12 protein-coding genes are annotated in these 9,470 nt (G+C 71.4%); 5 read left to right on the top strand and 7 right to left on the bottom strand.

Annotated features, from left to right (window positions below; genetic code table 11):
- Positions 1–324 precede the first annotated feature (324 nt).
- Positions 325–1,953: an isovaleryl-CoA dehydrogenase gene (locus AB0O34_RS34835; RefSeq protein ID WP_363922913.1), complete on the bottom strand. Its 1,629-nt coding sequence runs from the start codon at positions 1,951–1,953 to the stop codon at positions 325–327.
- Positions 1,954–2,088: 135 nt separating this feature from the next.
- On the opposite strand from AB0O34_RS34835, the gene AB0O34_RS34840 reads away from it, so the two are divergent.
- The 3 genes from AB0O34_RS34840 to AB0O34_RS34850 all read left to right on the top strand — a co-directional run bounded on the left by AB0O34_RS34840 (position 2,089) and on the right by AB0O34_RS34850 (position 4,479).
- A complete protein-coding gene (locus AB0O34_RS34840) occupies positions 2,089–2,646 on the top strand; it encodes a sigma-70 family RNA polymerase sigma factor (RefSeq protein WP_363922915.1) in 558 nt (185 codons plus the stop codon).
- A gap of 2 nt (positions 2,647–2,648) precedes the next feature.
- Positions 2,649–3,590 (top strand): maleylpyruvate isomerase family mycothiol-dependent enzyme, encoded by a 942-nt coding sequence (locus AB0O34_RS34845; RefSeq protein ID WP_363922917.1) that lies wholly within the window; start codon positions 2,649–2,651, stop codon positions 3,588–3,590.
- A gap of 61 nt (positions 3,591–3,651) precedes the next feature.
- Positions 3,652–4,479 carry a DUF1707 domain-containing protein gene (locus AB0O34_RS34850; protein ID WP_363922919.1) on the top strand — a complete coding sequence of 276 codons (828 nt, stop codon included), beginning with the start codon at positions 3,652–3,654 and terminating at the stop codon, positions 4,477–4,479.
- A gap of 56 nt (positions 4,480–4,535) precedes the next feature.
- Here the strand turns inward: AB0O34_RS34850 and AB0O34_RS34855 are convergent, their stop codons facing one another.
- Positions 4,536–5,420 (bottom strand): sigma-70 family RNA polymerase sigma factor, encoded by an 885-nt coding sequence (locus AB0O34_RS34855; RefSeq protein ID WP_363922921.1) that lies wholly within the window; start codon positions 5,418–5,420, stop codon positions 4,536–4,538.
- Positions 5,421–5,581: 161 nt separating this feature from the next.
- On the opposite strand from AB0O34_RS34855, the gene AB0O34_RS34860 reads away from it, so the two are divergent.
- Positions 5,582–5,881: a hypothetical protein gene (locus tag AB0O34_RS34860; protein ID WP_363922923.1), complete on the top strand. Its 300-nt coding sequence runs from the start codon at positions 5,582–5,584 to the stop codon at positions 5,879–5,881.
- On the opposite strand, the gene AB0O34_RS34865 is transcribed toward AB0O34_RS34860, so the two are convergent.
- Genes AB0O34_RS34865 through AB0O34_RS34875 form a run of 3 tightly spaced genes read right to left on the bottom strand, consistent with a single transcriptional unit; the run spans position 5,882 to position 7,201 of the window.
- Positions 5,882–6,043: a hypothetical protein gene (locus AB0O34_RS34865; protein ID WP_363922925.1), complete on the bottom strand. Its 162-nt coding sequence runs from the start codon at positions 6,041–6,043 to the stop codon at positions 5,882–5,884. It abuts the gene before it with no gap.
- Complete coding sequence (locus AB0O34_RS34870; protein WP_363922927.1) at positions 5,997–6,260, bottom strand: hypothetical protein; 264 nt, start codon at positions 6,258–6,260, stop codon at positions 5,997–5,999. Before AB0O34_RS34870 ends, AB0O34_RS34865 begins: the two co-directional genes overlap by 47 nt.
- Positions 6,257–7,201 (bottom strand): SPFH domain-containing protein, encoded by a 945-nt coding sequence (locus AB0O34_RS34875; RefSeq protein ID WP_363922929.1) that lies wholly within the window; start codon positions 7,199–7,201, stop codon positions 6,257–6,259. The genes AB0O34_RS34870 and AB0O34_RS34875 overlap by 4 nt, the downstream gene beginning before the upstream one ends.
- Before the next feature lie 149 nt (positions 7,202–7,350).
- Here AB0O34_RS34875 and AB0O34_RS34880 point away from each other — a divergent pair, with 149 nt between their 5' ends.
- Entirely contained in the window at positions 7,351–7,650 is a 300-nt protein-coding gene (locus AB0O34_RS34880) for a helix-turn-helix transcriptional regulator (protein WP_363922930.1), read from the top strand.
- Positions 7,651–7,663: 13 nt separating this feature from the next.
- Here the strand turns inward: AB0O34_RS34880 and AB0O34_RS34885 are convergent, their stop codons facing one another.
- Together AB0O34_RS34885 and AB0O34_RS34890 are read right to left on the bottom strand one after the other, a co-directional pair.
- A complete protein-coding gene (locus AB0O34_RS34885; protein ID WP_363922932.1) occupies positions 7,664–8,431 on the bottom strand; it encodes a hypothetical protein in 768 nt (255 codons plus the stop codon).
- A 71-nt stretch (positions 8,432–8,502) separates the two neighbouring features.
- Positions 8,503–9,470 (bottom strand): peptidase (locus tag AB0O34_RS34890; RefSeq protein ID WP_363922934.1); only part of this gene is annotated, 968 nt, incomplete at its 5' end.

Here is a 9,470-nt window from a genome sequence, read left to right on the forward strand (position 1 = left end):
CGCAGGGCTTGCGGAGAGATGAAACGCCTGTGGAGCCGGTGTAAGACCTCAAGGGAGTTCTCCTGGCGGGCGACTGGCGACGAAGCAGGAACCCCCGCGGGCGACCGTGGGGAATCCCCCCCGTTCACGAGGGGGAGGATGTCAAGACAGTGCCAGGCTGTTTCCTCCCCGTTTCCCAGCGGTAGCGGCTCGGTGACGTACTACGCACACGAGCCCCGAAGTGCGGACCTTGTTCGACGGGTTCGAGCGCCTCGAACCCGGCATCGTCCCGCTGCTCCTGTGGCGGCCCGACGGGCCCGTCCCGGAGAACCTGAGGATGGGCCGCTAGGCGATCTTCATGGTGGCCCTGTCGATGATCGCGGTGAAGTCCAGGCCAGGGGGGAGGGTGCCGAACGCGTGGCCCCAGTCGCCATCCAGCCGGGAGGCGCAGAAGGCGTCGGCGACGGCTGGGTGACTGTGCCTGACCAGCAGGGATGCCTGGAGGAGAAGGGTGAGCCTTTCGGCGACCCGGCGGGCGTGGTGATCGATGCCGGCCGTGTCGGTGAGCGACTTCTTGGTATCGCCGATGGCGGCGTCGAGGCGACGGTCGGCGCCCGCGGCGAGATCCACCTCCTCGAAGAAGGCGTCGAGAGCGTGGGGTTCCTTTCCGATGGACCGGAGCACGTCCAGCGCGGCTACGTTGCCCGAGCCCTCCCAGATGCCGTTGAGCGGGGAATCCCGGAACAGCCGGGGCATCTGCGACTCCTCGACGTACCCGTTGCCGCCGAGGCACTCCAGGGCCTCGGCCGCGTGCACCGGGGCGCGCTTGCACACCCAGTACTTGGCGGCGGCCAGAGCCGTGCGGCGCAGCACGCCCTCGCCGGTCTCGCCGCGGATCGCCTTGTCGGTGGCCCCCGCCAGGCGCACCATGACGGCGGTGGCGCCCTCCGACTCCAGCACCAGGTCGGCGAGCACGTTGCGCATCAGCGGCTGTTCGGCCAGGGACTTGCCGAACGCCCTGCGGTGGGTCGCGTGGTGGACGGCCTGCGTCACCCCGTACCGCATGCCGGAGGCGGAGCCGATGACGCAGTCGAGCCTGGTCATGTTGACCATCTCGATGATGGTCCTGACCCCACGGCCCTCCTCGCCCACCAGGTGGGCCACCGCGCCCTCGTACTCGACCTCGGCCGAGGCGTTCGACCTGTTGCCGAGCTTGTCCTTCAGCCGCATGATCCGCATGGCGTTGCGCGAGCCGTCCGGCAGCACGCGGGGGAGCAGGAAGCACGAGAGCCCGCCCGGGGCCTGCGCGAGCACCAGGAAGACGTCGCACATGGGCGCCGAGTTGAACCACTTGTGCCCGGTGATGGCCCAGGTGCCGTCGCCGAGCGGCTCGGCCCGGGTCGTGTTCGCGCGGACGTCCGAGCCGCCCTGCTTCTCGGTCATCGCCATTCCCGCGAGCACGCCCCGCTTGGCCGAGGCCGGCCGCAGGCCGAAGTCGTAGTTCCTGGACGCCAGCGGCCCCTCCCACTCGGCCGCCAGGGCCGGGGTGTGCCGCAGCGCCGCCACGCTGGCGTACGTCATCGAGATCGGGCAGCCGTGACCCGCCTCCACCTGGGACCACACGTAGAACTTGGCGGCGCGGGCCACGTGCGCGCCCGGCCGGGGCGAGGTCCAGGGTGAGGCGTGCAGCCCGTGGCCGACCGCCACCGCCATCAGCTCATGCCACGCGGGGTGGAACTCCACCTCGTCGATCCGGTTGCCGTACCGGTCGTGGGTGCGCAGGACGGGCGGGTGCTCGTTGGCGAGACGGCCCCACTCCTGTGCCCTGGCCGATCCGGCGAGCGTTCCGAGGGTGCGCAGCTCCCCGAGCGCCCAGTCGGCGCCCTCGCGTTTCACGCCGTCCAGCAGGCTCGGGTCGGCGGAGACGTCGTGGCTGGTGAGTGGGGGGACCTGGTTGAAGACGTCGTGCGTCAAGGGGAGCCTCCGTGCGGGTCGATGCGCGCTTCTTGGTCGCGAAGCGCACTTCTTGATACGCGCTTCGCCATCCATCTCAACATTTCCCGGGAACAGTGGGATGCTCGGGTGGCCTAGCGAGGAGGGGTGGGGCCGGTGGAGGCGCCTGGGCAGACCGACGACCGGTCGCTTCACCAGCGGGTCGTCGGCGGGGACGAGAGCGCCTTGGGCGAGGTGCACGACCGGCTGTACTCGCTGGTGCTGGGACTCGCGCTGCGGATCACGCGCGACCGCGTGATCGCCGAGGACATCGTCCAGGAGGTCTTCGTCACCTTCTGGGAGCGCCCGCTGGCCTTCGACCCCGACCGCGGCTCGCTGCGCTCGTGGCTCGCGACGATCGCCCACCGCCGCGCCGTCGACCACGTACGCACCGAGGAGCGCCACCGGGTCTCCGCCCTCGGCCCCCGTCTCGCCGAGCCCGAGCCGAGCCCGCTCGAAGACTGGGTCCTCGCCGCCGACGAGGTCGCCCGGGTGAGGCTCGCGGTCAGCCGGCTTCCCCGAGGCCTGCGCGAGGCCATCGAACTGGCGTACTACCGTGGCCGTACCTACCGCCAGGCGGCGGAGGATCTCGGCCTGCCGGAGGGGACCGTCAAGTCCCGCATCCGCCTGGGCCTTCGCAGGCTCGCCGACGAGCTTGCCGAGAAGGAGGTGTGACGGTGGATCGCCACCAGGCGCCCGGCGAGGAGATCCCCGGCCCCTCCGACCCGTTCACGCGCCTGCGCCTCGACATGATGGCCGAGGCCGGTGACGCGCCGCCTCCCGGCACCCTGGCGCGGCTGCTCGCCGCCGCGCGCTCGGCCCGCCGCCCGGCCGTCACCACCGGGTTCGTCGCCTCGTACGCGGGCCGGGTCGCCGCCATGGACGCCCTGCTCGCCTCGGCCTCGCCCGCCGACTGGGCGCGCGAGATCGTCGAGGGCTGGACGCTCCAGCAGCTCGTGGCCCACCTGGCCGCCACCGACAGCCTGGTCGCCGCCGCGATCGGCGCCCCGGTGGCCGGTCCGCCGCTGGCCGCCAACGACACCCTGGCCCGCACCGCCGACATGATCGCCTTCGCGGACGGCCTGCCGCCCGAGCGCGTCCGTGCCGAGTGGCGTGCCCAGGCGGAGGCGATCTGCGAGTCCGCGGCCAAGATGGAGCCCGCCACGCCGGTCGACCCTGGGGGCATGAGCTTCCCGGTGTCCGACCACCTGCTGGCCCGCATGCTGGAGACCTGGATCCACACCGACGACGCCGCCACGGTGGTCGGGCTGCCCCTGCCCCGGCCGCTCGCCGAGCACCTGCACCCGACGGCCGACTTCTGCGCGCGGCTGCTCCCGTGGACGATGCTGTTCTCCGGCGTCGACGGCGGAGGCCGGGCGATACGGCTCACGCTGACGGGGCCGGGAGGCGGCGCCTGGTACGTTCCGCTCGACGTCACCCGCGTCGCCGTGCCCGACGACGGCTCACCCGCGCACGCCGACCTCACCTGTGACGTCGTGGAGTTCTGCTTTCTCCTCGGCGGGCGCGGCACCCCCGGCACGATCCCGGTGAAGGTGACGGGCGACGCCGCCCTGGCCCGCGACGTGCTGGAGGCCTCGCCCGCGCTGTCGGGGCCCTGACGGCGGGTTTCCTCCTTTCGGAGGATCGGACTACCGGGAACATCGCGCTAGATTCATTGACATGAACGATCCGGGTGGTATGCGCGCCTCGGACGCCGAGCGCGAGGCCGTGGTGGAGCAGCTCAGAGAGGCCTCCGTCGAGGGGCGTCTGACGCTGTCGGAGCTGACCGAGCGCACCGAGGCCGCCTACCTCGCCACCAACCACGCCGAGCTGGCCCAGCTCACAAGCGACCTGCCGGGCGCCGCCGGCGCCCGGCCGTTCCCCGCGAGCGCCCCCGCCGCCTCGGCCCCCCGGCCCGGCCTGGCCAGGCGCTGGTATGTCGCGGTCATGGGCGACACCAAGCGGCGCGGCAAGTGGCGCGTCGACCAGGAGGTCGGCGCGGTCGCGGTGATGGGCGACGTGACGCTCGACCTCCGCGAGGCGGAGGTGCGCTCCAACGAGGTCGACATCGTCGCCACGGCGGTGATGGGCAACGTGAAGATCATCGTTCCGGACGGCGTGGAGGTCGACCTGAGCGGCGTAGCCGTCATGGGCGACAAGAAGGTCGACGTCCTGGAGGCCGCTCCTGGGCAGAACGTCCCGGTGATCCGGGTCCGGGCGTACGTCCTGATGGGCGACGTCAAGGTGGTCGGCGACTCCCGCGCCAAGCCCGTCAACCGGGTGCGGGCCGCCTGGAGCGAGTGGGCGGCGGAGAGGCGGCGCGACGCCCGCGAGGAGCTGCGCGGCTTCCACGCGCAGCGGCACGAGCTTCACCGGGCCCAGCATGACGCGTTGCGCGAGCAGCGCCAGCAGTTCCGCCAGGCCCGCAGGGACGCCCGCCGGGGCGGCCTCCCGATGCCCCCGCTTCCCCCGCTTCCCCCCGAGCCGCCGTACCCGCCGCGCCCGTAGCGCCTCAGTCGACGACCGAGGGGGAAGGCGGGGCGCCCCGCGCGTGAGGGGCGGGGTCAGTCGTCCAGGACCGCCAGGTCCAGCCGGTGGAGGCGCGCGGGGTCGGTGATCACCTCGAACGCGGCGATCCTGTCTCCCTCGATCGCGATGGTGAGGGCGATGAGCAGCCGTCCGCGGGGGGCCACGACGATCCCCACGGCCCCGTTCACGAGCGCCGGTTCGGCGAACCGCGAATGCCGCGCGAAGACCACGGCCTCCTCCGCCACGACCCGCGCGCCGCGGATCTCCGCCGTCCCGCCGGCGGGCAGGGCGGCCCGGTCGGCCCGGCGTACGACGTCGGGGGCCAGCACCGCGAGAAGCGCGTTCATGTCGCCACCACGCGAGGCGGCGAGGAAGGCGTCCACCACGTGCCGGTGCCGGGCGAGCTCGGCGCCGGGGACCTCGGGCGTACCCCGCACCCGGTTGCGGGCGCGGCTGGCGAGCTTCTTCGCGGCGACCGGCGAGCGTGCCACGATGGGGGCGATCTGGTCGAACGGCACCGCGAACATGTCGTGGAGCACGAACGCGATGCGCTCGTCGGGCGCCAGCCTGTCCAGCACCACGAGCAGCGCCCGGCCCACCGAGTCGGCCAGCAACGCCTCGTGCTCGGGGTCGCCCCCCTCGCCGGGGTCCGAGGCCAGGTCGGGCCCCGGCCGCCCGGCGGGTTCCTCCGGTCGTGACCTTCGGGACCGCAGCATGTCGAGGCACACCCGGGAGACGACCGTGGTCAGCCATCCCGCGAGGTTCTCGACCCCGCTGAGGTCGGCGCGGCTGAGCCGCGGCCACACCTCCTGGACGGCGTCCTCCGCCTCGGTGAGCGACCCCAGCATCCGGTAGGCGACCCCCCGCAGGTGGCTCCGGTGCGTCTCGAATCGCTCCGCCAGCCCGTCATGCCCGTCCATCGGTCACCTTTCCTCGCCGCGCTCCGTCATGTTCATGACGCATACGACGCGCCCTGAGTGACCGGAGGCCGCCCGCTCGGGTCGATCGTGCCATCGGTCACCATTCCAGGTCGCGTTCCGTCATGTCGGTGAGAGCAGAGACGATCGACGAGGAGATGGGCATGTCCGTAGTGATGATTCGTTACCAGGTGGCCGAAGACGGTGTCGAGGACGTCGCGGGCGCGGTCGAGGCGGCGTTCGCGGCCCTCGCGTCGCGGCGGCCGGAGGGCCTCCGGTACTCCTACTACCGCGCGGTCGGCGGCACCGAGTTCGTCGCGATGCTGGAGCTGGACGAGGGGGTCGAGAACCCCCTGCCCGGCATGGGAGTGGCGCAGGAGCTCCGGGCGACCGTGGCCAAGTGGATCGTGGGGGAGCCCCCGGCGCCGCAGACGTTCGACGTGCTCGGCTCGTACGCGGGCTGATCACACCCCGGCGGCGGCCGCCTCGGCGGTCTGGATGGCCTTGCGCAGGGCCTTCGGCACCGGCGCCACCACTTCGGACAGCTCGTCGCTCCGCTTGCGGACGGCGCGCCACTGGTCATTCCTCTCCGTCTTCGCTTCGTGCGCCGCGGGTGGCCACGTCACCGCTGACGGCTTCGGCGCTGTCGTCGTCTTTCGGGGGCCGGCCGCGCCGGGGCATGTGCCCGACGTCGCCGGGGAGCCGGCCCGCGTTCGCGAGGGCCCGGCGGAGCAGGAACTCGATCTGCGCGTTCGTGCTGCGCAGCTCGTCCCCGGCCCACCGGGTGATCGCGTCGTGGACGGCCGGATCGAGCCGCAGGAGGATCTTCTTCCGCTCGGTCACTGGTACAGGGAGCCGGTGTTGACGACCGGCTGCACATCCCTGTCGCCGCATAGCACGACGAGCAGGTTGCTCACCATGGTCGCCTTGCGCTCGTCGTCGAGGTCGACGACGTCCGCCGCGTCGAGCCGGTGCAGGGCCGCCTCGACCATGCCCACCGCGCCCTCCACGATCTGCCGCCTGGCGGCGACCACCGCGCCTGCCTGCTGGCGCCGCAGCATGGCCTGGGCGATCTCCGGGGCGTACGACAGGCGGGTGATCCGTGACTCGATGACCTTGACCCCGGCCGACGCGACGCGCGCGGAGATCTCGGCAGAAAGCCTGCCGGTGATTTCGTCGGCGTTGTCGCGGAGCGAGAGCTGGCCGCTGTCGTGGGAATCGTACGGGTAGCTGCCCGCGATGTGGCGGACCGCCGTCTCGGTCTGGATGGAGACGAACTCCACGAAGTCGTCCACCTCGAACACCGCCTTCGCGGTGTCCTCCACCTGCCACACCACGACCGCCGCCATCTCGATCGGGTTGCCGTCGAGGTCGTTGACCTTGGCGACGCCGGTCTCGTGGTTGCGGATCCTGGTCGAGATCTTCCGCTTCTGGGTGAGCGGGACGACCCAGCGCAGCCCGTCGGTGCGCACCGTGCCGAGGTAGCGGCCGAGGAGCTGCACGACCCGTGCCTCGCCGGGGGCGATCGCCATCATGCCGCTGAGCAGCAGGATCGCCACCAGCAGCAGGAGGATGCCGGCGGCGGCCAGGGCTGAGGACGCGGTCTCGGTCGCCCGGTTCAGCACCAGGATGCCCGCGATCACCATGAGCAGGGCGAGGCCGAGCATGGGCCAGCCGGACACGCTGAGCGGACGCCGCTCGCTCACCTGCGGAGCCGGCATCTCCACAGCCACGTCGTCGATCTTCTCCACCGCTGCCACCGTCCCTCGGGGGTTGTCATCCATAGGCACAACCATAGCAAAGTGATATCACTTTTCAAGCCTCGGTCCGCCGCCGATGCGGCGGCGGGTACCTCGCAGCTTTAGGCTTGACTAAAGGTTTAGGTATAGCTAATGTTGAGTCAGTGGAAACGACAGCACGAGAGCGAGTCGCTATGGCCTTCAGACGTCAGGCGGACCGGTCTGCTCTTGAGGAGCGCCAGTCGGCGGAGCCCGGCGGGCTCGCCCAGGAGATCACCGACGAGATCACGTGGTACATGCGGCAGCACAAGATCTCCCGTGCCGACCTCGCTGCCCTCATGGGCGTGTCCGCGGGCCGCGTGAGCCAGATCCTGTCCGGTGACGAGAATCTGACGTTGCGCACGGTGAGTGCGGTGGTGGAGGCACTCGGCACGCGGTTCGAGTTCAGCCTGAACGCCATCGCGGAGTCCGCCGAGCTTCTCGGCGACCGGTGACGAGCCCGGCCGTTCACGGATGCGATCGTGCCTTCGCCACCTCGAGTACGGCCGGGTCGTAACGCACGAGTGACCGCAGCCCGCACCGGTACGCCGAGTCGAGCAGGCGCATCAGCTCGCGCTCCGCATCGTGGACAAGCACTCCATGCAGCCGGGCGAAGTCATTGAGATACCGCTGGTAGCGGGTCTTTCTGGTGACCGGAGAACTGCCGAGCGCGGTGAGCACCTTTGACTTGCCCGCACCGTCCTCGATGAGCGCCGCGACGTCCAAACGCCGTTCTATCGCCTGCAGCCTGGCCTGGACGCGTTCCCTGCGCCGCTCATCCGCCGACATCCGCTGGCGAATGCGCTCGTGATAGTGCTCCGCGGCCATGCTCAGCTGGTGGGTGCTCCAGGTGTCGTCCACCCGGCTCTCGCACCAGACCTCGCGATCCTCCGCCATCGCCTGGTGCAGCCGCTCCAGCAGTGAGGCGAGCCAGAACGTCACCACTTCTTGCCCGAGCGAGCGGCGTCCGTCCTGGCGCTGGCGCATGTACCCAAGCCAGAGGCCACTCGGTGCGACGACGCCGACCAGCGCGCGGAGCTCGCCGCTCAGCCCCGTGACCACGAGGGCGGCAACGGTGGTGGCCAGTGCTGTGAGGACGATCACCACCAGGGCCAGCCATCGACTGCTCGGCCCGAATGGCCGGCCAAGGCGCTGACACCGCAGGATGAGGAACACGGTCGCCGAGATCAAGGCCAGAACGAAGGTGATGCCATGACCCGCGGCACCTTCCAGCATGGAGCCGCCTCTCCTAGACGCCGGCTCCCATGGTCCCATGTGAATCGCGGATCAACCAAGCAATCGTTCACTCACGAACGGCGCCTTCGCTGGACGAGCAGGCCCGTGGCCGTTGTGAGCGCGCACAGGACCACGCCGATGACGAGCACCGCGATCGGGAGATGACTCGGGCCCGGCTCCGCTTTGACCGCCCGCCCCGCCCCCACGAAGGCGGGGAACCGGATGGTCGCTTCGGCGGCGACTTTCGTCGGCCCGCTCTGGAGACGGATGCGGGCGCGCCACGGACCATCGGGCACCTGCTCGTTGAGAATCGCGATGACAGGCCCGGAGTCGCCGGGAGCAAGTGTGGTGCCCGTCGAGACCTTGAACGGGCCCGCGCTCAGGTTCGAGGGGCCGTGCGACAGTCGCAGGTCGCCGCTGAGGTCGAGCGCGCGGCCTCCGGTGTTGCGCACCTGCGCCAGGACGACCTGCCGGCCGTTCTCCGAGCGTTGGGCGGTCAGCGAGTCGATGGTGAACGAGGACGCCGGCGGGTTGCCGGGGCCGACGGACAGGTAGATCCGGACGCCGACGCGGTTGATCTCGGCGACCCCTCCACCGGGTGGCGGAGGGTTGGCGGTCTCGGCCCAGATCACCGCGTAGCGCTCGCCGGGGGCGGCGTCGCGCGGCACGGCGATGGTCGCCGTGACCATCGAGCGGGTATGCGGCGCCATGGCGATCTTGGGCCGGTCCGTGGTGGTCCAGGTGGACAGCTCGTTGGGCGTGCGACCCGGGGCGAACCGGAATTTCCTGTCACGGATCGCTCCCGCCGCCGTGTAGATCGAAAGAGTCCTGGGCGAGTCGGTGGCGTTGGACACCTCGACCCGCCGGTGGATGACGGAACCCGGCGCGAGGTGGTCGATGATGTAGCACCAGGCCCGCGAGTTGGCGCGCGCGTCGACGGGCGCGTCGACCAGGCGCATCCCGATGCTCTTTCCTGCTGATCCGCCCGCACCCGGCGCGGGGCCGGCGAGCGTGCCGGCGGCCGGGGCGAGCGCCCCGG

Source organism: Sphaerisporangium sp. NPDC088356 (assembly GCF_040685555.1).
Taxonomy (GTDB): Bacteria; Actinomycetota; Actinomycetes; order Streptosporangiales; family Streptosporangiaceae; genus Sphaerisporangium.

Excerpts from the sequence above, each read along its gene's own strand:
- AB0O34_RS34875 (WP_363922929.1), bottom strand. The coding sequence starts at position 7,201 with ATGGATGACAACCCCCGAGGGACGGTGGCAGCGGTGGAGAAGATCGAC.
- AB0O34_RS34855 (WP_363922921.1), bottom strand. The coding sequence starts at position 5,420 with ATGGACGGGCATGACGGGCTGGCGGAGCGATTCGAGACGCACCGGAGC.
- AB0O34_RS34860 (WP_363922923.1), top strand. The coding sequence starts at position 5,582 with ATGTCCGTAGTGATGATTCGTTACCAGGTGGCCGAAGACGGTGTCGAG.
- AB0O34_RS34880 (WP_363922930.1), top strand. The coding sequence starts at position 7,351 with ATGGCCTTCAGACGTCAGGCGGACCGGTCTGCTCTTGAGGAGCGCCAG.
- AB0O34_RS34850 (WP_363922919.1), top strand. The coding sequence starts at position 3,652 with ATGAACGATCCGGGTGGTATGCGCGCCTCGGACGCCGAGCGCGAGGCC.
- AB0O34_RS34885 (WP_363922932.1), bottom strand. The coding sequence starts at position 8,431 with ATGCTGGAAGGTGCCGCGGGTCATGGCATCACCTTCGTTCTGGCCTTG.